The 19,252-nt window shown below is 71.6% G+C and carries 21 protein-coding genes and 1 riboswitch; of the genes, 9 read left to right on the top strand and 12 right to left on the bottom strand.

What is annotated here, in order from left to right; translation table 11 throughout:
* Nucleotides 1-5: 5 nt before the first annotated feature.
* From ASF49_RS20100 to ASF49_RS20090, 3 genes are all read right to left on the bottom strand, one after another.
* Complete coding sequence (locus ASF49_RS20100; RefSeq protein WP_056477340.1) at nucleotides 6-2,210, bottom strand: transglycosylase domain-containing protein; 2,205 nt, start codon at nucleotides 2,208-2,210, stop codon at nucleotides 6-8.
* A 218-nt stretch (nucleotides 2,211-2,428) separates the two neighbouring features.
* On the bottom strand, nucleotides 2,429-2,878 hold the full coding sequence (locus tag ASF49_RS20095) for a GNAT family N-acetyltransferase (protein WP_056477337.1): 450 nt from the start codon (nucleotides 2,876-2,878) through the stop codon (nucleotides 2,429-2,431).
* A gap of 59 nt (nucleotides 2,879-2,937) precedes the next feature.
* A complete protein-coding gene (locus ASF49_RS20090) occupies nucleotides 2,938-3,261 on the bottom strand; it encodes a hypothetical protein (RefSeq protein ID WP_056477334.1) in 324 nt (107 codons plus the stop codon).
* Nucleotides 3,262-3,430: 169 nt separating this feature from the next.
* Between ASF49_RS20090 and ASF49_RS20085 the strand changes: the two genes are divergently transcribed.
* On the top strand, nucleotides 3,431-3,649 hold the full coding sequence (locus ASF49_RS20085) for a hypothetical protein (RefSeq protein ID WP_056477332.1): 219 nt from the start codon (nucleotides 3,431-3,433) through the stop codon (nucleotides 3,647-3,649).
* Nucleotides 3,650-3,673: 24 nt separating this feature from the next.
* Here the strand turns inward: ASF49_RS20085 and ASF49_RS20080 are convergent, their stop codons facing one another.
* Nucleotides 3,674-3,973 (bottom strand): hypothetical protein, encoded by a 300-nt coding sequence (locus ASF49_RS20080; RefSeq protein WP_056477329.1) that lies wholly within the window; start codon nucleotides 3,971-3,973, stop codon nucleotides 3,674-3,676.
* A 144-nt stretch (nucleotides 3,974-4,117) separates the two neighbouring features.
* Here ASF49_RS20080 and ASF49_RS20075 point away from each other — a divergent pair, with 144 nt between their 5' ends.
* Nucleotides 4,118-4,975 (top strand): glutamine amidotransferase-related protein, encoded by an 858-nt coding sequence (locus tag ASF49_RS20075; protein ID WP_056477326.1) that lies wholly within the window; start codon nucleotides 4,118-4,120, stop codon nucleotides 4,973-4,975.
* A 4-nt stretch (nucleotides 4,976-4,979) separates the two neighbouring features.
* Here ASF49_RS20075 and ASF49_RS20070 read toward each other — a convergent pair whose 3' ends face one another.
* From ASF49_RS20070 to ASF49_RS20060, 3 genes are all read right to left on the bottom strand, one after another.
* Nucleotides 4,980-6,092: an acyltransferase family protein gene (locus tag ASF49_RS20070; protein ID WP_056477323.1), complete on the bottom strand. Its 1,113-nt coding sequence runs from the start codon at nucleotides 6,090-6,092 to the stop codon at nucleotides 4,980-4,982.
* Between the two features lie 123 nt (nucleotides 6,093-6,215).
* The gene (locus ASF49_RS20065; protein ID WP_056477320.1) at nucleotides 6,216-6,590 is read right to left on the bottom strand and encodes a hypothetical protein; all 375 of its coding nucleotides are present in this window, start codon (nucleotides 6,588-6,590) and stop codon (nucleotides 6,216-6,218) included.
* 24 nt (nucleotides 6,591-6,614) lie between these two features.
* A complete protein-coding gene (locus tag ASF49_RS20060; RefSeq protein ID WP_056477317.1) occupies nucleotides 6,615-7,460 on the bottom strand; it encodes an alpha/beta hydrolase in 846 nt (281 codons plus the stop codon).
* 241 nt (nucleotides 7,461-7,701) lie between these two features.
* Here ASF49_RS20060 and ASF49_RS20055 point away from each other — a divergent pair, with 241 nt between their 5' ends.
* The 3 genes from ASF49_RS20055 (at nucleotide 7,702) to ASF49_RS20045 (ending at nucleotide 9,257) form a co-directional block, all read left to right on the top strand.
* Nucleotides 7,702-8,469 (top strand): hypothetical protein, encoded by a 768-nt coding sequence (locus ASF49_RS20055; RefSeq protein WP_056477314.1) that lies wholly within the window; start codon nucleotides 7,702-7,704, stop codon nucleotides 8,467-8,469.
* Between the two features lie 185 nt (nucleotides 8,470-8,654).
* Nucleotides 8,655-8,885 (top strand): hypothetical protein, encoded by a 231-nt coding sequence (locus ASF49_RS20050; protein ID WP_056477311.1) that lies wholly within the window; start codon nucleotides 8,655-8,657, stop codon nucleotides 8,883-8,885.
* Nucleotides 8,886-9,002: 117 nt separating this feature from the next.
* A complete protein-coding gene (locus ASF49_RS20045) occupies nucleotides 9,003-9,257 on the top strand; it encodes a hypothetical protein (protein ID WP_055956943.1) in 255 nt (84 codons plus the stop codon).
* Nucleotides 9,258-9,353: 96 nt separating this feature from the next.
* On the opposite strand, the gene ASF49_RS20040 is transcribed toward ASF49_RS20045, so the two are convergent.
* Nucleotides 9,354-10,094: a BA14K family protein gene (locus tag ASF49_RS20040; protein WP_056477308.1), complete on the bottom strand. Its 741-nt coding sequence runs from the start codon at nucleotides 10,092-10,094 to the stop codon at nucleotides 9,354-9,356.
* 148 nt (nucleotides 10,095-10,242) lie between these two features.
* Nucleotides 10,243-10,351: riboswitch (TPP riboswitch) on the top strand.
* Between the two features lie 78 nt (nucleotides 10,352-10,429).
* Here ASF49_RS20040 and thiC point away from each other — a divergent pair.
* On the top strand, nucleotides 10,430-12,322 hold the full coding sequence (gene thiC, locus ASF49_RS20035; RefSeq protein WP_056477305.1) for a phosphomethylpyrimidine synthase ThiC: 1,893 nt from the start codon (nucleotides 10,430-10,432) through the stop codon (nucleotides 12,320-12,322).
* A gap of 22 nt (nucleotides 12,323-12,344) precedes the next feature.
* On the opposite strand, the gene ASF49_RS20030 is transcribed toward thiC, so the two are convergent.
* From ASF49_RS20030 to ASF49_RS20020, 3 genes are all read right to left on the bottom strand, one after another.
* Nucleotides 12,345-12,848, bottom strand: a complete 504-nt coding sequence (locus ASF49_RS20030; RefSeq protein WP_156653111.1) for a TY-Chap domain-containing protein — start codon at nucleotides 12,846-12,848, stop codon at nucleotides 12,345-12,347.
* Between the two features lie 167 nt (nucleotides 12,849-13,015).
* Nucleotides 13,016-14,551 (bottom strand): Y-family DNA polymerase, encoded by a 1,536-nt coding sequence (locus ASF49_RS20025; protein WP_082511440.1) that lies wholly within the window; start codon nucleotides 14,549-14,551, stop codon nucleotides 13,016-13,018.
* Complete coding sequence (locus ASF49_RS20020; protein ID WP_056477299.1) at nucleotides 14,469-15,197, bottom strand: ImuA family protein; 729 nt, start codon at nucleotides 15,195-15,197, stop codon at nucleotides 14,469-14,471. Before ASF49_RS20020 ends, ASF49_RS20025 begins: the two co-directional genes overlap by 83 nt.
* Before the next feature lie 328 nt (nucleotides 15,198-15,525).
* Between ASF49_RS20020 and ASF49_RS20015 the strand changes: the two genes are divergently transcribed.
* The 3 genes from ASF49_RS20015 (at nucleotide 15,526) to ASF49_RS20005 (ending at nucleotide 18,055) form a co-directional block, all read left to right on the top strand.
* The gene (locus ASF49_RS20015) at nucleotides 15,526-16,419 is read left to right on the top strand and encodes a collagen-like protein (RefSeq protein WP_056477295.1); all 894 of its coding nucleotides are present in this window, start codon (nucleotides 15,526-15,528) and stop codon (nucleotides 16,417-16,419) included.
* 158 nt (nucleotides 16,420-16,577) lie between these two features.
* Nucleotides 16,578-17,303 (top strand): molecular chaperone DjiA, encoded by a 726-nt coding sequence (locus tag ASF49_RS20010; RefSeq protein WP_056477292.1) that lies wholly within the window; start codon nucleotides 16,578-16,580, stop codon nucleotides 17,301-17,303.
* Nucleotides 17,300-18,055 (top strand): N-acetylmuramoyl-L-alanine amidase, encoded by a 756-nt coding sequence (locus tag ASF49_RS20005; RefSeq protein ID WP_056477289.1) that lies wholly within the window; start codon nucleotides 17,300-17,302, stop codon nucleotides 18,053-18,055. Before ASF49_RS20010 ends, ASF49_RS20005 begins: the two co-directional genes overlap by 4 nt.
* 75 nt (nucleotides 18,056-18,130) lie before the next feature.
* On the opposite strand, the gene ASF49_RS20000 is transcribed toward ASF49_RS20005, so the two are convergent.
* On the bottom strand, nucleotides 18,131-19,156 hold the full coding sequence (locus ASF49_RS20000) for a TerC family protein (protein ID WP_056477527.1): 1,026 nt from the start codon (nucleotides 19,154-19,156) through the stop codon (nucleotides 18,131-18,133).
* Between the last annotated feature and the right edge of the window lie 96 nt (nucleotides 19,157-19,252).

Raw genomic sequence — 19,252 nt, 5'->3', positions numbered from 1 at the left:
GGGGGCTACTCGCCGACCCCGAACAGCTTCTCGAGGAAGTTGCGGTCATCCTGGCTCGGACCGCGGCTCGCATCCGCGTGGCGGGCGGCCGGGCGCGGCGGGGCGGCGGCCTGCGGCTCGCCGAGGAGGGCACCGATCAGGCCACCCGGAGTGCTGCTGGTGACGGCCGGCTCGGACGGGCCGCGATTTCGCCAGCGGTTGGCGCCGGGCAGCATCGCCGGGCTATGCCCCTTGAGCGCCACGGTCATGTAGGCCTTCCAGATCTCGCCCGGCAGGTTGCCGCCCGAGACCTTCTTCGTCGGCTCGCCGTCATCGTTGCCGAGCCAGATTCCGGTGACCAGGGTGGCCGAATAGCCGATGAACCAGGCATCGCGGAAATCCTGGCTGGTGCCGGTCTTGCCGGCGAGATCCCAGCCCGGAACCTCCGCCTTCTTGGCGGTGCCGGTGACGAAGGTCTCGTGCATCATCGCGTTCATCATCGAGACCGCGTTGGCGTCGATGACGCGGCCGAGGCCGCCGTCCTTGCGCTTGTAGAGCACCTTGCCGTCGGCGCTCTTCACGCTGGCGATGATATAGGGGATCACCCCCGTGCCGCCGTTGGCGAAGGCCGCGTAGGCGCCCACCATCTCCAGGGGCGTCACCTCGGAGGTGCCGAGCGCGATCGAGCCGTTGGCCTGGAGCGGGGAGGAGATGCCGAGGCGCTGGGCCGTCTGCACCACGGTCTTCGGACCGACCTCCTGGCCGAGGCGGACCGCCACGGTGTTGAGGGAGAGCGCGAGGGCGTCGCGCAGGGTCACGGGTCCCCGGTAGTCGCGGGAATAGTTCTCCGGGTTCCAGCCCTTGATGCTGATCGGCGCGTCGTCCCGCACCGTGTCGGGAGTCAGGCCGTGCTCGACCGCCGCGAGGTAGACGAAGGGCTTGAACGACGAACCGGGCTGGCGCTTGGCCGTGGTGGCACGGTTGAACTGGCTCTGGGCGTAGTCGCGCCCGCCCACCAGGGCGCGGATCGCTCCGTCCGGCTTCATCGAGACGAGGGCGCCCTGGGCGACGTTGTAGCGGCCGCCCTTCTGGTTCAGTTCGTCCACGAGCGCCTTCTCGCCGGCGCCCTGGAGGCCGGTATCGACGGTGGTCGCGATGACGATGTCGCTCTCGAACTTCGGCAGGAAATCGTCCAGCACGTCCATCACGAGGTCGGCGACGTAGTTCGCCGAGCCGCCGCCGCGCACGCTCGCCGGCCGTGCCGGGGTCGCCAGGGCCAGCTTCGCGTCGGCCGGCTTGGCGAAGCCCAGCTCCTCCATGGCGGCGAGCACCTGGGCGGCGCGGGCCTGGGCCGCGGGCAGGTTGCGGTTCGGCGCCAGGCGCGAGGGCGCCTGGACGAGGCCGCCGAGCATCGCGGCCTCCGCCAGGGTCACGGCTTTCGCCGGCTTGCCGAAATAGCGCTGGGCCGCGGCCTCGACGCCGTAGGCGCCGGCGCCGAAGTAGACGCGGTTCAGGTAGAGCTCGAGGATCTCGTCCTTGCTGTACTTGTGCTCGAGCCACAGGGCGAGGATCGCCTCCTGGATCTTGCGCGAGGCCGAGCGCTCCGGGGTCAGGAACAGGTTCTTGGCGAGCTGCTGGGTCAGGGTCGAGCCGCCCTGGGAGACGCCGCGCCGGGTCACGTTCTGGGCGACCGCGCGGGCGATGCCCACGGGGTCGACGCCGAAATGGCTGTAGAAGCGCCGGTCCTCGATCGCCACGAAGGCGCGCGGCAGGTAGGGCGGCAGTTCCCTGATGCTGACGACCCGGCCGCCGGTCTCTCCGCGATTGGCCAGGAGTGAGCCGTCGCTCGCCAGGATCGCGATGTTGGGGGGCCGCTTGGGCACCGCGAGCTGGTCGATCGGCGGCAGCTGCGAGGCGTGGTAGGCCACGAGCCCCGCGATGCCGATCACGCCCCAGAGGCCGAGGACGAGCACGCCGTAGGCGAGCCGCCCGAGGATCGAGCGGCGGGCGCGCCGGGGCGCCTTGCGCAGCGCCCGGGCGGGCGGTGCGGCGGATGCGCGGCCCTTCGCGCCGCGGCCGCCCTTCGAACCTGACTCGCCTCGCGCCACGCCGCCTCCCGCGCGATCCGATCGCGAGAGCCGCAGGTCGAGGTCGGCCGGGTCTCCGACGCGGCCCTCGGGCACGTCGAAGTTCGGCTCTCCCCTGCCTCCGCCTGCGCGTCCCTTCGCCATGCGTTCCGTCTGCCCCAAGGTTCGTTCGCGATTCGAGCGTCCCTGCTTGCGCACGGTAAATGCGGCGGGTTTAAGGGGTGTTAACCGGATGATTTTTCAAAGCCTTGAGAAATCAGGGGAAATTCGACGGCCTCCGCGGTTCGTGCACCGAATGTTCAGGCGGCCGCCGGGCAGGACGGATGTGCCGGAACGACCTGACGCGCGATGGTCCGGCCCGCTCACCCCTTCTTGCGCAGGGGCCTGACCGAGAGGACGCCCTGGTCGGTGAAGCCGGTGGCGGCGCCGAAGGCCTGCAGGTCCGCCTGCCGAGGGCCGGCGAGCAGCTGGATGTCGCCGCACCCCGCCGAGCGCGCCGCCTGCGACGCCGCCTTCAGGAGGAGGCGGCCGATGCCGCGCCGTCGTGCATCGGGATCGACCAGCAGCGTGGTGATCTGTGCCGTCGCCAGGCTGGCGGCCAGGGATGGATACCAATGGACGACGACGAGGCCGCTCGGCGGCCCCCACTCGATGGCGACGAGCGCGGCACCCGCGCCCTGCCGAAGGGCCTCGATCCGCTCGGCCAGGGCCTCGGCGGCGACGGGATGGCCGCAGGACCGCAGAAGTTCGGCGAGGCCCGTCGCGTCGCCGCCAGTCGCCGCCCGGATCTCCAGCCCGTAACGGCTCGCCACGCATCGCTCCGATCGGCTCCGCCGGCCGGGCCGCCGGAGCGAGGGGTCCCTGGACCGTTCTAGTCGCGCCGCATCAGGCCGAACAGGGCGAAGCCCGCCAGCGCCGCGAGGCCGAGGGCGAGGCCGCGATTGTCCTGGAAGCGGCTCGCTGCAGCCTGCCCCGCCGCGCGCAGGTCGCTGCCCAGCGGCGAGCCGCTCAGGATGTGCTCGGCACGGTCGTGGTTCTCCGGCCGGGTCGCGATCGACACCGCGAAGGCGTCGTCGTCCAGGCGATCGATCTCGACGCTGTTGCGCGCGAAGCCGGCGCGCGACAGGCGATCCCGCGCCACGCGGGCGGCCCTGAGAGACGGAACGGTCACGGTGGCCAACACGCTGTCAGACATCAAGTTTTCTCCCTATTCGGCAAACCAAACCTCGGCCGGCGGAATAGGGTTCCGCGAGAGGGCGTCCGGGAAGGTCGCCGGCCGCGCGCCTTAAGCATCCGGCAACCAGCGTGGTCCTAAGCCCGGACCTCGCCGCGCGGGTCCGCCGCGCGAGGCCGTCGAGAGGAGCATGCCGGACTTGCGCGATCCGTTCGTTCCTGCCGCCCTCGCCGACCGCCTGCGGGAGAAGCGCCGCAAGCCGCGCGCCCGGGATGCGCTCGCCTACGAGCCGGCCAAGCCTGTCTTCGCCGAACTCCTCGACGCGCGTGGACACGGCACCGGCCAGTTCGTGCGCCTGTCCCAGGGCATGGTGGAGGCGATCACGCGCGGGGTCCGGGAGGAGGCCTGATCGCCGGCCGAGCCCGCATGGGGATCAGCGGTCGCAGCCGATACAGATGTCGCGCACCACGCGCTGGCGTCCGAGACCCGTACGCTGGTTCGGCAACTGTCCGTTGAAGGCATGCTCGACCGGCCGGGCCGTCGGCGCCACCGGCTTCGGCGCCTCCGGCGAGGCCGGCCGGGGGGCGGGGGCGGGGGCGGTCAGGGCCATGTACTGCGCGGCGGCGGGTGCCGAACCGAGGCCGAGCGCCAGACCGGCGAGAGCGAGGCTCAGGGGCGAGCGCCGGGAGAACGCGCGTTCGCGTGGGGCGGTCGCGGGACGTCGCGTGGCCATCGGAGCCTCCGGTCGTGATCTCACGGTGCGAATCGACACGGAGCCGCCATGCGGCGATCCGGCGTCCAGCCTGACGGGAACGAGGGGAAGCAGGGATCGTTCCCAGTCCCTTTGACCGGCTCCGGGCCGGATGGGACCGCACAGATGCTGCACCTCCTCGTGGCCGATGGGAACGACCGGTCGGGACGGGCCGATCACGTTTCGGCCACCGGCGTCACCTCGGCGGAAGCCTACGCGGAGGTCCTGCGCCAGATCTCGGCCGGGGTCGCCTGCACCCTGATCAACCCGGCCGACGCCGATGCCGCACTGCCTCCCGGCATGACGCTCGCCGGCTTCGACGCCCTCGTCCTCACGGGCTCGGCACTTCACGTCTGCGACGAATCCGCGGCAGTTCGGCGCCAGATCGGTCTCGTGGCCGAGGCGCTCGGTGCCGGGCTTCCCGTGTTCGGCTCCTGCTGGGGCGTCCAGGTCGCCGCGGTCGTGGCGGGCGGCCACGCGGCCCGCAATCCGAAGGGGCCGGAATACGGGTTCTCCCGCGACCTCGTGCGGACCGAGGCCGGCCGGGCGCACCCGCTCCTCGCGGGACGGGACGAGCGCTTCGACGCGCCGGCCATGCATCTCGACGCCGTCATCACCCCGCCGGCTCACGCCACCGTCCTGGCCGGCAACGGGGTCCTGTCGGTCCAGGCGATCGAGATCCGGCACGGCGCGGGCGTTTTCTGGGGCACGCAGTATCACCCGGAACTCGACCTCGACGCCCTCGCGGCGATGCTGCGCCTCAGCGCCGACGACGTGGTGGAGGCCGGCGCGCTGCCGGATCACGCGGCGGTGGAGGCCTATGCCGCCGATCTCTGCCGCATCCACGCGGACCCGGAGGGGCAGCGGGACCTGATTGCCCGCCACCGGCTCGGGGCCGAACTGCTGGAGCCGGCGCGCCGGCGCGCGGAGATCGGCAACTTCCTCGACCGTCTCGTGCGTCCGCGGGTCGAAGCCGCGGCCTGAGGGATCAGACCGCGCGCAGGGCGGGAGCGCGCGGCCGCGGGCGGGCGCCGACGATGTGGAAGGCGCGCGGCCGCACGAACAGGAACGACAGGCGCGTGTGACGGATCATCCGCTCGAAGGCCAGCGGAACCAGGATCGCCACCACGGTCACGACGAGGCTCGCCCAGCCGATGTCGGTGATCGCCCCGGACTTCACGATCAGGGTGCGGGTGAGGGCCATCGGCAGGAAGAAGGCCAGATAGATCACGATCGAGCGCTGGCCGCAGGCCCGCAGGGCCGCCGTCACCGGGCCGCCCGCGCGGGACATCAGGGCGCCGATGGCGACGATCGCCAGGGCCCCCGCGCCGCTGAGGACGAGGCTCAGGCCCGGAAGGTTCGCCAGAAACGGAACGGCGCGGAATCCTGTGGGGATGAACACCATCGCGGCGTTGATCACGGCCCACAGGGCGAGGCCGAGAAGGGCCGCGCGGGCATGGCGCTGCACGAGGTCGGCGAAGGTGAAGATCCGCGCCGCGAACAGATAGCCGACCAGGAACCAGATGTAGCGGTCGCAGAACTCGTTAATGAGTTCCGAGCCGGTATGGACGGGCAGGACCTGCAGCAGAGCCGCCCCGCCGAGGAGCCAGGCCGTCGGCACCGACCGCAGGGCCTTGGTCAGGACCGAGAACACCGCCAGCAGGTAGATGAACCACAGGGTCGAGTAGGGCTCGACGACGGCCAAAGCGAGGTGGGCCACGAAGGCGCCGGGACCGGCACCGTCGGTGATCTGGCCATACTTGAAGGCCGATTGGATCAGCACCCAGAGGACGTAGAAATAGACGAAGTGCACGAGGCGCCGGTCGAGGAACAGGCGCCAGTCGCGGTCGATCACCCGTCCGAGGAACAGTCCCGACAGCAGGAAGAAGTCCGGGATGCGGAAGGGGCGCGCGAAGGCCACGACGGTGTGGAGGAAGCCCTCGCCCTCCATGGCGATGCCGGCGCCCAGGGTCGAGTGCATCATCACCACCAGGATGATGCAGAGGCCCTTGGCGACATCCACCCAGGCGAGCCGGCTCGCATCCTCGGGGGACCCCGCCGCGTGCCGCCCCGCTCCCTGCCCAGCCTCGACCGCCGCCATGATCCGTCCCCGCTCACAGTGCTGCGATCCTCGGGCGCGAGGTCTTAAGGATGGGGATACGGGCCGGAACGCTCGGCCATCATACCGAACGGACGGTAAAGGCGTCGTCGCGAATCGCGGCCTTCAGTGCGGGTTGCGCTTGGCGCCCCGGCGGCCGCGCGTCATGCGGGTCGCCGCATGGAAGTCGTCCGGCTTCGTACGGATCCAGGCCAGGAACTCCGCCATCTCGGGTGCGCCCCGCAGGGCGTCCATCTCGGCGAGGCGGCGGGCGATCTCGGCCTCGCTGAAGCGGGCGTGGATCGCCGAGTGGCAGATCTGGTGCAGGCGCACCGTACCGGCCCGCGCTCCGCCCTTCAGCTTCGGGGTCAGGTGATGCAGGCTCGATTTGGCATGGGGCGGGATCGGCCGCTCGCAGAGCGGGCAGGTGACCGCAGGCTTGGCCTGTGGACCGTGCGTCGCCGGGTCGTCGTCGCGCCAGAGTCGGGCTCGTCGTCCCAAGGGCCTCTCCGTCGGATGGGTCCGTCAGCGGACCGCTGGCGGGACAAGGGGGCGGCAGGCCGGATCGTTCGATCCGAAGACATCGAGGGCCTGCCGGTCCTGCGTCCCCAGGATGGACACGTGGTCGCCGGCGATCACCGTCATTTGCGCGCGCGGACCGGCGAGCGCGGCCAGCCGCTCGGCATGCGCCCTGGGCACCACCGCATCGTCCGCGCCATGGACGATGAGCACCGGCCCGGTACCCGCGGCGATGCGGGAATCGGACCGGAACGTGTCCTGCAGGAGCAGGCGGGTCGGCAGGTATGGGAAACGCCCGGCGACGATGGCCGAGAGGGAATCGAACGGCGCCTCGAGATAGAGGCCGAGATGCGGCCGGCTCTCGGCCAGGGCCACCGCCACCGCGGCGCCGAGGGAGTGCCCGTGCAGCAGCACCGGCGCCCCGGGCGCCCGGGCCTGGACCAGCGCGTAGGCCGCCTGCCCGTCGGCGATCAGGCCCGCCTCGCTCGGGCTCCCGGTCGAGCCGGGATAGCCGCGATAGGCGATGGCGAGGACGCCCCAGCCCGCGGTGCGCCAGGGCGCGCCGGCAAAGCGCGCCGCGCCGGGCTCCGGGCGCGAGCCGTTGCCGTGGAGCGTGAGGATGACGGGGCAGCCCGGCTCCGGCGCGCGCCAGAACCCGAGCAGGCGCTCCCCGTCGGCCGTCGGCAGGCTGATCGCCTCCGTGCCCGCCGGTGCCGGACGCGCCGGAGTGGGCGCCTGGCTGCGGAAGGCGCCGGGGTAGATCAGGTGGCGCTGGAACACGGTCAGGAGCGTGACTCCCAGGAGGGAGAGCCCGAGGAACGCGGTGGCCACGAGGGAAGCGAGAAGACGCATGCGCTCGACTGATGGGAGGCCGCGATCCGGCGAAGCCTCGAGGTGTCATGGCGGGGCGCCGAACCGCGCCGGACCCGAGGAAGGGGCTTCGGGGCGTGTCCGAGAGGTAGGGACTGGACTTTGGCGTGTCACCAGCGATGTTGCGTCGCGTGAAAGCGCCCGTTCCCGTCTCCCCCCGCCGCCGGCTCGAGCAAGTGCACGACCGGGCCGTCCGGCCCGCACCGGTCCGGCGCCGCGCGCCATGACGGGATCGTCCGGCGATGGACGGGCCGCGGGCGTTCCGGGCCTGAGCCCGAACGTGCTCCTCCTCGGGTTGATCTTCTGCGGAATCGGCTTCGGCATCGGCGCCGGGGCACTCGCGGGCTCGGGCGCCGCCTTCGTGTTTCTGATGACCGGTTGGGTGCTCGGCCAGTGCCTGCACGAGTATGGCCATGCGCGCGCCGCGCACCATTGCGGCCTGGCTCCGACCGGGGCGCTGACCCTTGATCCGCTGCGGGCGCCCGCCCCTGTGGCGACCATGCTGCTGCCGGCCCTGTTCACCATCCTGGGCGGCATCGGGTTTCCCAGCGGAGCCGGTGTCCCGCCCGAGGCAGGGCTGAGCCGGGGCCGGCAATCCGCGGTGGCTGCGGCCGGTCCGGCGATGAGCTTCGCCTTCCTTCTCACGCTCGCGCTGCTCTACAGCCTGACGAGTGCGGAGGCCGAGACCCTGCGGGCGGTTCTCGCCGTCTCGGTTCTGTTCCAGGGGACGGCCCTGGTCCTCGGCCTGATGCCGGTCCCGGGCCTGGACGGCTACGGCATCCTCCGGCCATGGCTGCCCGACTCCGGAACCGCCATCCTATCGTGGACGGACCGGATGGCCCGGCATCCGAGCCTCGTCCTGCTGGGCCTGTTCCTGGCTTCCTCGGCTTTCACCCGACCCCTGTTCCGGGCCAGCCTGCTGTTGACCGAGACGTTCGGCATCGATCTCACCGATGTGATCGCCGGTTTCAGGCTCGTTCGCCTCTGGTGATGGAGCAGATGCTCCGCCACGGCGGACGGGGTGCGATATTTGATTTGCCGGCTGAATGCCTGCGATGCAATGTGTCCGTCAACGAGCCGGGCCGTACGCTTGCCGCGGGTGCGGACAGGTCGTGCAGGGCTTGGAGTCCGGGACGTCGCGCCCGATGGCGGCGATGTCGAGGTTGTGAGCACAGCATGCGTGACGATACGTCGGGGCGGCAGGCCTCGCCTCACGCCTACCGCGTTCTCCTGCTCGACGCTTCCGGCCGTGTCCTTCGCACCAAGTCCCTCGCGGGCTGCACCGAGGCCGAGGCCATCGAGCGGGCCCGGGACTTCGTGGATGGACGGTCGGTCGAGCTCTGGGACGGAAGCCGCCTGATCCAGCGCCTCGACGCGTCCCACGACCCGGAAGCGGACGAACCCTGACCGGACGGGCGGCCGCGGCATTCGGGCATCGTGGGGGCCGAGCGAGCTTTCGTGCTAGGTGCCCCTCGACCTCCGGACCCGACGCGATCCGGTGCGCCCGGTGGAGAGACTCCTGCGATGGCCCTTAAGACGACGTTCCTGGTGCAGACCTTCGTGCTCAAGCGCAAGCGGCTCTCGCCGGGGGACCGCGAGGTGGCGGTGACGGAGAGCGGGGCGCTGAAGAAAGCCGAGGCCATGGCGGCGCGCTTCCCCGGCACGGCGGCGATCAAGGTCGTGGCCGACGACGAGACGGGGGAACTGGAGAGCGCGTCCATCCTCGGCAGTTTCGGCGAGGTGCCGGACGATTTCGCCGAGAGCCTGCAGGGGTCCTGAGGCGCCGCCCTCGGCGGCCGCAAGCCCGGCTCTCGAAACGCGAAAGGGCTCCGCCTCGCGGCGGAGCCCTTCGATGCTGCGGTGACGCGTCAGCCTTCACGGGCAGGCGTGGCGCTGGCCGTCATTGCCGAGATAGGTCCCGCTGCGGCGGTCGTAGGAGCGGAAGCGCTGGACGCAGTAGGCGACGTCGTCGCCGCCGGTGGCGACTTCCGGACCGGCCTCGTAGCCCGTCGCGGCATAGCCGCCATAGGGCGCGGAGCCGCCGTAATAGGCCGGGGCATAACCGCCGGCATAGTAGTCGTCGCCGTAATAGCCGCCATAGGCGCTGCCGAGGCCGTAGCCGATCCCGGCTCCCGCGAGACCCAGGCCGAGCCCGAGGCCGAGCCCGCCGTAGCCGCGGCGGTAGCCGTAGCCGCGTCCGGCATAGGCGCCGCCCCGATTGAACCCGCCCCGATTGAAGCCGCCGCGATCGCCCCGGAAGCCGTTGCCGGCGGCAAGGCCCGCTCCGGCGCCGACGGCACCCACACCGACGGCCCCGCCGCGATTGAAGCCGCCGCGGTTGAAGCCCCCCTGCGCCAGGCCGCCGCGGAACCCGCCGCCGCCGAAGTTGCCCCCGACATTGCCGCCGCGGAACCCGCCGCCCTGAGCGAGACCGCCACGGAAGCCACCCCCGCCGAAGTTGCCGCCGCGGAACCCGCCGCCGCCCATGCCACCGCCGTGGAAGCCGCCGCCACCGCCCCGGAAGCCGCCGCCACCGCCCGGACGCGCATCGGCGGAGGCGGGAATCAGCGAGAGGGCACCGACCAGGGCGGCCGATGCCAGGAATATGCGCTTCATGGGAGAACCTTCGTTCGTGTGCCGACCCCGAGGGTCGAACTTCTGGTGAACGAACGCGGGGCCTGACGATAAAGTTCGTTTCACACCCTCTTCCGCGTCGGTTTGCCGGACCGGTGATTGACAAACCGGCCGCCGACCTCGAATCTGGAAGCATTCCGAGGGGGGCTCCGAGTACGGGAGCTGAGATTGGGCGCGTCGCCCTGACCCTTGAACCTGATCCGGTTCGTACCGGCGGAGGGACGGGAATCTCAACGACGGCGCGAATCTCCAGGCGCCATCCCGTCCAATCCCTCCGCCCATGAACCGGATCGTCTCCCACGCCAGGAGCGAAACCGATGAATGCACCCGTTCTCCCGAAGGATCTGCCGCAGGGCCAGCCGCAGGCGGTGACCACCGGCCCGATCATGGGCTCGCGCAAGGTCTACGCGCCCGTGGCCGGGCACGACGACATCCGGGTGCCGTTCCGCGAGATCACGCTCAGCGATCCGAAGGAGGCCCCGGTGCGAGTCTACGATCCGTCGGGTCCCTACACGGAGACGGATGCCAGGATCGACCTCCATGCCGGCCTGCCGCTGGTGCGCGAGCCCTGGATCGCCCGGCGCGGCTACGCCACGGTGACCCCGCGCGCGGTCAAGCCCGAGGACAACGGCTTCGTGCCCGAGGACAAGCTCGTGGCCCCGTGCCCGGCCACCCGCGAGATCCGCAAGGCCGGCCCCGGCCAGATGGTGACGCAGTACGAGTTCGCCCGCGCCGGGATCATCACCGAGGAGATGATCTACGTCGCCAACCGCGAGAACCTCGCCCGCCAGACGATGCTGGAGGGCGCGCAGGTGGCGCTGGCCGACGGCAACAGCTTCGGCGCGTCCCTGCCGGCCTTCATCACGCCCGAGTTCGTCCGCGACGAGGTGGCCCGGGGCCGCGCCATCATCCCGGCCAACATCAACCACCCCGAGGTGGAGCCGATGGCGATCGGCCGCAACTTCCTGGTGAAGATCAACGCCAATATCGGCAACTCCGCCGTGACGTCCTCGGCCGCCGAGGAGGTCGAGAAGCTGGTCTGGGCGACCCGCTGGGGCGCCGACACGGTGATGGACCTCTCGACGGGCCGCAACATCCACAACATCCGTTCGTGGATCGTGCGCAACTCGCCGGTTCCGATCGGCACCGTGCCGATCTACCAGGCCCTGGAGAAGGTCGGCGGCGACCCGCTGAAGCTCGACTGGGAGGTCTTCAAGGACACGCTCATCGAGCAGGCTGAGCAGGGCATCGACTACTTCACGATCCATGCGGGCGTACGCCTCGCCCACGTGCCGCTCACGGCGCGCCGGGTCACCGGTATCGTCTCGCGCGGCGGCTCGATCATGGCGCGCTGGTGCCTCGCCGGCCACCGGGAGTCGTTCCTCTACGAGCGCTTCGACGAGATCTGCGACATCATGCGGGCCTACGACGTCTCGTTCTCGCTCGGCGACGGCCTGCGCCCCGGCTCCATCGCGGATGCCAACGACGCGGCGCAGTTCGCCGAGCTGGAGACCCTGGGCGAACTCACCAAGATCGCCTGGGACAAGGGCTGCCAGACCATGATCGAGGGCCCCGGCCACGTGCCGATGCACAAGATCAAGGTGAACATGGAAAAGCAGCTCGTGGAGTGCGGCGAGGCGCCGTTCTACACCCTCGGCCCGCTGACCACCGACATCGCCCCCGGCTACGACCACATCACCTCCGGCATCGGCGCCGCGATGATCGGCTGGTTCGGCTGCGCGATGCTCTGCTACGTCACCCCGAAGGAGCATCTCGGTCTGCCCAACCGCGACGACGTCAAGGAAGGCGTGATCACCTACAAGATCGCGGCCCATGCCGCCGACCTCGCCAAGGGCCACCCGGCGGCGCAGCTTCGCGACGACGCCCTGTCGCGGGCCCGGTTCGACTTCCGCTGGGAGGACCAGTTCAACCTCTCCCTCGACCCCGACACGGCGCGCGCCTACCACGACGAGACCCTGCCGAAGGACGCCCACAAGGTCGCGCATTTCTGCTCGATGTGCGGCCCGAAGTTCTGCTCGATGAAGATCACGCAGGACCTGCGCGCCGAGGTGCTGGCGATGGAGGCGGCCGGGCAGGTGCTCGGCGAGGCCGCGCCCCTGAGCGCGGCCGAGCGCGAGGCCGGCATGGCGGCGAAATCCGCCGAGTTCCAGGCCGAGGGCGGCAAGCTCTACGTCGACGCGGCGGAGTAGGAGGTCGCGTCCCGGGCCGGTCTCAGCTGACCGGCCCGGGACAGGCATTGCGGGAGAGAATCGCCCGCGGTGCGTTGAATTTCAGGGGCGTGGTCTCGCGTGCTCGGTAGGCATCATACAACGCGCCGATCATGAGATCGGCCACGGCATCGAAGTCGGGCGGCGTGCCGAGCTCGATCTCCCGCTGATAGTTCTCGTTCCGGTTGACCTCCACGAAGCCCAGTCGATACAGGGCCGCCCTCGCGGGCTCGGGCAGAAGAGGGCCGGGCATTTCGGCCCCCCGGGCATACGCGCCCGAGGAAGCTTCGCAGTACATCTTCCGATCGTCGTCGAAGAAGATGCACTGCACGTAATGGTCATCCGTCTGGGCGAGACTCACGGCGAGGAACCGCTCTCGGGACGTGGAGCGCGGGCCAAGCAGGTGGATGCTGCTCAGCCGCTCCACCACGGCACAGCGATGAGCCTCGACGAAGGCGGCGCGGCCGCGGTCCTCCAAGGCGGCGACCGAGGCCGAGACGAGAACCATCCCCAGCATCGCCGCTACGGTCGGCCGGATCCGGCGTCGCCCCTGTCCGGTGGAGACCATTCCGACCGCCTCGATATCCTATCGTCGGACACGCGCGTCTGATCGCAAGAAATTCTATCACAGGTTGAAAAACCGGTCTCGTTCGGTCGCCTTCCGTCCTCGTCTCCTCACGCGAACAGCCCGTGCACGAACCAGCGCGCGGGCGCTTCCATCGTGAGGAATTCCTCGCGATAGACCCAGAGGCGGCGGCCGGCCTCGTCCTCCACCACGTAGTAGTCCCGCGTCGGCCCGGGGGCGTGCCACCACGCGTCGGCGATGCGCTCCGGCCCGTCCGCATGGGCGACCCGGTGCAGGCGCCGGCGCCAGCGGAAGCGGTGCGGCGGCCCATCGGGGGCGAGTGCGACGACGTCCTCGGCGGCCTCGCCCCGGCTGAGCAGCACCAGCGGCCGCGGCTGGGGCGCCGGATCGGCCCGGCCCGTCTTCGCAGGCAGGCCTGTCCGCCACGGCTCCACGACCTCGGCCCGCTCGGGCAGGTGGCTCTCCCGGAAGCCGAGCCGCATCATCCGCCGGCCGAGGCGCTGGCGCAGGGCATCGCCCAGATGTCCGGCTCCTCCCTCGCCACCGGTGGGGGCCTCCACCAGCATCCCCTGACGCGGCGCGATCGGACCCGTGGCGGTGACCGCGAGGCCCACGCTCTCGAAGCCGAAACCGGCATCGAGGGCCGGGCCGAGGCGGTCGAGGCGCAGGGTCAGCAGGCGCCCGAGCTGGGCCGGGCAGCGGGTCGGCAGGCTCATCCCGAGGTCGAGGGTTCGCACCACCCCGTCGACGCGGGTCAGGGACAGCCGCAAAGCCCGGGCGCCGAGGCCGGCCGCCTCCAGCCGCGGGGCCAATCCCTCCATCAGACGCATGGCCGTGGCGACGATGGTCTCCGGCCGGCCGATCGGCTCGAGGAAGCCGCGTACGGCCTCGAAGTCGCGCGGGTCCTCCGCCGGGACGAGGGGCTCCGGACGGTGACCGAGGGCCTGGTCGAGGCGCAGCAGTAGGATCTCGCCGAAGCGCCGGGCCAGGGGCGCGCGGGGCGCGGCGGCGAGGTCGCCGATCCGGCGCAGGCCGAGGCGGGCCAGGGCCTGCGCCGTGCCGGGATCGAGGCGCAGGGCCGCGACCGGCAGGGCCTGCAAGGCCTCCCCGTTGCATCCGGGCGCCACGAGGCCGCCCCCGCCGTGGCGCGCCAGGGCGAAGGCGCAGGCGGGCGTGTCGGCCAGCGCGATCCGCGTCGGGATCGCGCCCTCGGACAATCGCCGGGCGAGATCCGCCAGCAGCGGCGCCTCGCCGCCGAACAGGTGACTCGCCCCGGCGATGTCGAGGAAGAATCCATCCCCGCCCTCCGCCGGGCCGTAGGGCGCGACGACCGGGGTGTAGCGCTTGGCCCAGAGGCAGAGCCGGTGCAGGGCGGCTTCATCCGCTTCCGGGTCGGCAGGATGGACGGAAACGGGCGTGCCGATCCGCGCGCGGGCCCGGGCCAGGGTCTCGCCGGGTTCGAGGCCGAGGGCGCGGGCGGCGGCGTCCACCGCGACCAGGCGCAGGCCGTTGGCCTCCATCGCGGCCACGACCACGGGGCCGTCATCCCGAGCGCTGAACCCGTGCGCCCGCCTCAGCCGCGTGACCGGCCAATGCTCCAGCCAGACCGAAACGATGCGCGGCATGATCCCACTCCAGAAGCCAGTGTCCGGTCCGCCCATTGCGGCTTCGGTCGAGGGTCACCTGCCAGCATGGCCGCTCGATGCAGCCGAAGCGGTCGCGCAGGGCCTTGCCGGCGGCGATCCGCCAGCGGGTCGCGGCCACGTTGGGGCTCTCCGCCTCCGGTGGCCGCAGGACGAGGAGGAGGAGGTCGGTCCGCCCGGCCGCGAGGTGAAGCCGGCGGCTCTGGGTCAGGGGCAGGGCGGCGTCGACGAGGCCCGCCACGGCGGCCAGCCCCTGCGCGCGCAGGGATTCCTCCAGGGCGCGATAGGCGTCGCCGTCGCTGGCGACCTCGAACAGCAGCAGCCGTCCGGGGTCGAGGCCGAGGCCGGCCAGACCATGCCCGTAGGGCAGGGGGTGGCCCTGGCCCGCCACCAGCAGGGCCTCGCCGCGCACCCGGGCGAGGTGGCGCGCCACCAGGGCGAGGGCGAAGCCGAGGGCCGCCGGCTCGTCCCCCGCCTGGGCCGGGGCGATCTCGTGCAACTGCCCAAGGGCGAGGCCGCCCTGTGCGAGGCGCGAATCGATGTCGTGGACGCCCAGCGGAAGGGCGCCCCGGAGGACCGGGGCATCGCCGCGGCCGGTCACCAGGTCGCGCAGGGCCGCCAGGTCCAAGGGGCCTGCATCGGGAGAAGGCGCCTTAACGCCCGGTCGATCCGACGGCTGGGTCTCGATCTCCGCATCGGGAGGATCTTCAGGGCTCTGTCTCATCGGCTCCGCTCCATCCCGCTACGCTAAGAACAGAACAGGAACATACTCAATCGGTTTCCAGGGGCTCCTGAGATTTCACCTGTGTTCAGGGACTTGGCCTGTGGAAGGCTGTGGATGCCTGTGGACGGCAGGGGCCGGGGCGGTGGCTCCGTCACCCTTGACCCTGTGGCGACGGCAGGGCAGCACTCCCCACCTGCCGCGCAAGCAGACGCGGATCAGCCGGGAGAACTCCATGCGTCTCGCTCGTGCCCTCGTGGTCCTGTCGGGCCTGATCACCGTCGCGGGAGGGCTCCCCGCTGCGGCGCAGCCGGCGGCCCAGCCCAGGGGCGAGGCACCCAAGGCGGCGGCACCGAAGGGACGCGGGCCGCAGGCCGCGTCGCAGCCGATCCAGGTCTACGATGCCCGCTTCGAGAACGGCGACCTGCGCATCTCCGGCAGCGTGCGCAAGCCCGGCACCGTGGTGGTGCTCGACGAGGACATCTCGATCATCGCCGACAGCCGGGGCCGCTTCGTCTTCCGCCTGCCCTACGTGCCCACCAACTGCATCGCCACGCTGAAGGCGGGCGAGGACGAGCGCGAGGCGGTCATCGCCAATTGCGGCCCTGCCGGCCAGCCCGGTCCGAAGGGCGAGACCGGGCAGAAGGGCGACACCGGCGACAAGGGCGAGACCGGCCCCGCCGGGCCGCAGGGCGTCGCCGGCCTGCCCGGTCCTCAGGGACCGAAAGGCGACGCCGGGGCCAGAGGCGAGCCCGGCCCGAAGGGCGAGACGGGCGCCCGAGGCGAGGCCGGCCCCAAGGGTGAAGCGGGACTTAAGGGTGAGGCCGGCCCGAAAGGCGAGTCCGGCCCGAGGGGGCCGGCCGGCGAGCGCGGACCGGCGGGCGCCAGGGGCGAGGCCGGTCAGGCCGCCCTCGCGGCGGCCGCGCCCGCATCCCCGTTCCGGGTGGTGCGCCAGGACACCTGCCCGGCCTCGGGCTGCGCCATCACCTGCGAGGGCACCGAGATCCTCGCCTCGGCCCTGTGCCTGAAGGGGGGCAGCGCCATCGTGACGGCGGGTGCCGACGGAACCTTGAGCGCGACCTGTCCCGCCGAGAGCCAGGGTCTCGTCGGCCTCTGCGCCCGGCGCTGAGGGACCGAGGCGACCCGAGCGATCGCCCCTCGCCGAAACGGAGCCGTCCGGTGTAAGGACGCGCTTCGTTTCGTGCCGAAGCCGATCCCACCCTTGTCGATACCGCCCATGCCGCCTGTCCCCTCCTGCACCGTTCCCAGCGTCCGCAGGGCCTCGCGATGAGCGCGGGCATCTGGGGCAAGCTCGGAGGGGCCGGCCTCGGCCTCGCCATCGGCGGTCCCCTCGGCGGCCTTGTCGGCGGCGTGGCCGGGCACTTCCTGGTCGACCGCGAGGGCGCGCTGTTCGGCGCCACGCCGCGCGACGTGGTCTTCACCACCGGCCTCGTGGCGCTCGCCGCCAAGATGGCCAAGTCCGACGGCGTGGTGACGCCGGCGGAGGTCGAGGCCTTCGCCAAGGTGGTGCAGGTGGACGCGCGCGCCCGGCCCGGCGTGCAGCGCCTGTTCGACCTCGCCAAGGGCACCGCGAACGGCTTCGAGGCCTATGCCCGGCAACTGGCCAACACCTTCCACGACGAGCCGGCCCTGCTGGAGGACGTGCTCGACGGCCTGTTCCACATCGCCAAGGCCGATGGCGCCATCCACGAGGCGGAGGAGCGCTACCTGCGCGCCGTGGCGGAGACCTTCGGCTACGACGAGGCCGCGTTCCGCCGCATCGCCGCCCGGCACGTCCGCCTCTCCGACGATCCCTACCTCGTGCTCGGCCTCGATCACGACGTCGACGATGCCGGGTTGAAGGCCGCCCACCGGGCCCTGGTGCGGGAGAACCATCCCGACCGGGCCATCGCGCGCGGCCTGCCGCCGGAGGCGGTGGCCATCGCCACCCGCCGGCTCGCGGCCATCAACGCCGCCTACGACCGGATCAGCACCGAGCGGGGCCTCACGTGAAACCGACGCCCGAGAGCCCCGTCGCCACCAGCGTCCACCCGTCGCCGAACCACGGCGAGCGCCGCTCCGGCCCGGTCGACCTCCTCATCCTGCACTACACCGGCATGGAGAGCGCGGCCGCCGCCCTGCAGCGCCTCGCCAACCCCGTGGCGGAGGTCTCGGCCCATTACGTGGTGCTGGAGGACGGCCGCGTGGTGCAGATGGTGCCCGAGGGGCGCCGGGCCTGGCATGCGGGCCAGGGCTCCTGGGCCGGGATCAGCGACGTGAACTCGCGCTCCCTGGGCATCGAGATCGTCAATAGTGGCCATGCCGGCGGCCTGCCGGCCTATCCCGCGGCGCAGATCGAGGCCGTGATCGCCCTCTGCGGCGATCTCGCCGGGCGCTGGAGCCTCGCCCCGCACCGGATCCTCGCCCATTCCGACATCGCGCCCGAGCGCAAGGAGGATCCGGGCGAGCACTTTCCCTGGGAGGGCCTCGCCCGCGCCGGCATCGGCCACTGGGTGCCGCCGGCCCCGATCCGCGACGGCCGCTTCTTCGCGCAGGGCGATGCCGGGCCGCCGATCGAGGCGCTGCAGGCGATGTTCGCCCTCTACGGCTACGACCTGCCGGTGAGCGCCACCTTCGACGCCCGCATGGGTGCGGTGGTGATGGCGTTCCAGCGCCACTTCCGCCCGGCCCGTATCGACGGCGTCGCCGACGCCTCGACCATCACGACCCTGCGGGACCTGATCGCGGCGCTGCCGGGGCGTTAGCGCACCATGGCGCGCGACCTTCCCCCGCAAGGGGAAGGGATGAGCCCGCGCGGCTCTCCAAGCACGGGCCGCCAATCACGCCCGATGCTGGACCGCCTCGCCGCCATGTCCGTGCGCATCCTCGGCCTCCGCGCCGCGGGTGCGCCAGAGGCTGTAGGCGATGCCCGCGATCAGGAACACGACGGTGACCGCGAGGGAGACCCACGGCGGCACGTGGACGAGGTCGAAGGTGTCGGCCACCACGATCTTCCCGCCGATGAAGATCAGGATGAAGGCCAGCGCCGTCTTGAGGTAGGCGAAGCGGTCAACCATCGCGGCGAGCGCGAAGTAGAGCGCGCGCAGGCCCAGGATCGCGAAGATGTTCGAGGTGTAGACCACGAAGGTGTCGGTGGTGATGGCGAAGATCGCCGGCACGCTGTCGACGGCGAAGATCACGTCGGCGCCGTTGACCAGGATCAGCGCCAGCGCCAGGGGAGTCAGCCAAAGGGCGGTCTTGCCGGTCTTCGGATCGGCTTTTCGCACCATGAAGCGCTGCCCATGCAGTTCGGGCGTGATCCGCAGGACGCGCTGCAGGAACCGGACGGCCCGGTTCTCGCGGATATCGCCCGGCTCCTCGTCCTTCGAGACCAGCATCTTGAGGCCGGCGAAGATCAGGAAGGCGGCGAAGATCGACAGCACCCAGGCGGCCTGGTGCACGAGGGCCGCGCCGAGGCCGATCATCAGGCCGCGCAGCAGCACGGCGGCGAGGATGCCCCAGACCAGGACCCGGTGCTGGGCGGCGCGGGGAATGCCCAGCGCCGTGAGGATGACGGCGATCACGAAGACGTTGTCCATCGACAGCGACTTCTCGACCACGAGGCCGGCGACGTATTCCTGGCCCGCCTGCGGTCCGAGATACCACCAGACCCAGCCGCCGAAGATCATCCCCAGGGTGAAGTAGAACAGCGTCAGGAGCAGGCTCTCCTTCACGCCGATCTCATGGTTCTTGTCGCGGTGCAGAAGCCCGAGGTCGAAGGCCAGCAACCCGGCCACGAGGGCGTGGAACCCGAGCCACATCCACACGGGCTTGCCGAGCCAGTCGTAGGACAGAAAATCAACCATGACGCAGGACCGTCGATGCTTCTTGAGGAGAGAAAGCATCGGCTCCGACATCACGGAACGCATCATGCAGCATCCCGCCAGAGGGGCCCGCAGCCG

This window comes from Methylobacterium sp. Leaf104 (assembly GCF_001422885.1).
GTDB lineage: Bacteria > Pseudomonadota > Alphaproteobacteria > Rhizobiales > Beijerinckiaceae > Methylobacterium.
The sequence above is the reverse complement of the archived record's forward strand: the minus strand, read 5'-3'. Positions and strand labels throughout refer to the sequence as shown.

Excerpts from the sequence above, each read along its gene's own strand:
- ASF49_RS20100 (WP_056477340.1), bottom strand. The coding sequence starts at position 2,210 with ATGGCGAAGGGACGCGCAGGCGGAGGCAGGGGAGAGCCGAACTTCGAC.
- ASF49_RS20090 (WP_056477334.1), bottom strand. The coding sequence starts at position 3,261 with ATGTCTGACAGCGTGTTGGCCACCGTGACCGTTCCGTCTCTCAGGGCC.
- ASF49_RS20085 (WP_056477332.1), top strand. The coding sequence starts at position 3,431 with ATGCCGGACTTGCGCGATCCGTTCGTTCCTGCCGCCCTCGCCGACCGC.
- ASF49_RS20080 (WP_056477329.1), bottom strand. The coding sequence starts at position 3,973 with ATGGCCACGCGACGTCCCGCGACCGCCCCACGCGAACGCGCGTTCTCC.
- ASF49_RS20075 (WP_056477326.1), top strand. The coding sequence starts at position 4,118 with ATGCTGCACCTCCTCGTGGCCGATGGGAACGACCGGTCGGGACGGGCC.
- ASF49_RS20070 (WP_056477323.1), bottom strand. The coding sequence starts at position 6,092 with ATGGCGGCGGTCGAGGCTGGGCAGGGAGCGGGGCGGCACGCGGCGGGG.
- ASF49_RS20060 (WP_056477317.1), bottom strand. The coding sequence starts at position 7,460 with ATGCGTCTTCTCGCTTCCCTCGTGGCCACCGCGTTCCTCGGGCTCTCC.
- ASF49_RS20055 (WP_056477314.1), top strand. The coding sequence starts at position 7,702 with ATGACGGGATCGTCCGGCGATGGACGGGCCGCGGGCGTTCCGGGCCTG.
- ASF49_RS20050 (WP_056477311.1), top strand. The coding sequence starts at position 8,655 with ATGCGTGACGATACGTCGGGGCGGCAGGCCTCGCCTCACGCCTACCGC.
- ASF49_RS20045 (WP_055956943.1), top strand. The coding sequence starts at position 9,003 with ATGGCCCTTAAGACGACGTTCCTGGTGCAGACCTTCGTGCTCAAGCGC.
- ASF49_RS20040 (WP_056477308.1), bottom strand. The coding sequence starts at position 10,094 with ATGAAGCGCATATTCCTGGCATCGGCCGCCCTGGTCGGTGCCCTCTCG.
- thiC (WP_056477305.1), top strand. The coding sequence starts at position 10,430 with ATGAATGCACCCGTTCTCCCGAAGGATCTGCCGCAGGGCCAGCCGCAG.
- ASF49_RS20030 (WP_156653111.1), bottom strand. The coding sequence starts at position 12,848 with ATGGTTCTCGTCTCGGCCTCGGTCGCCGCCTTGGAGGACCGCGGCCGC.
- ASF49_RS20025 (WP_082511440.1), bottom strand. The coding sequence starts at position 14,551 with ATGCCGCGCATCGTTTCGGTCTGGCTGGAGCATTGGCCGGTCACGCGG.
- ASF49_RS20015 (WP_056477295.1), top strand. The coding sequence starts at position 15,526 with ATGCGTCTCGCTCGTGCCCTCGTGGTCCTGTCGGGCCTGATCACCGTC.
- ASF49_RS20010 (WP_056477292.1), top strand. The coding sequence starts at position 16,578 with ATGAGCGCGGGCATCTGGGGCAAGCTCGGAGGGGCCGGCCTCGGCCTC.
- ASF49_RS20000 (WP_056477527.1), bottom strand. The coding sequence starts at position 19,156 with ATGGTTGATTTTCTGTCCTACGACTGGCTCGGCAAGCCCGTGTGGATG.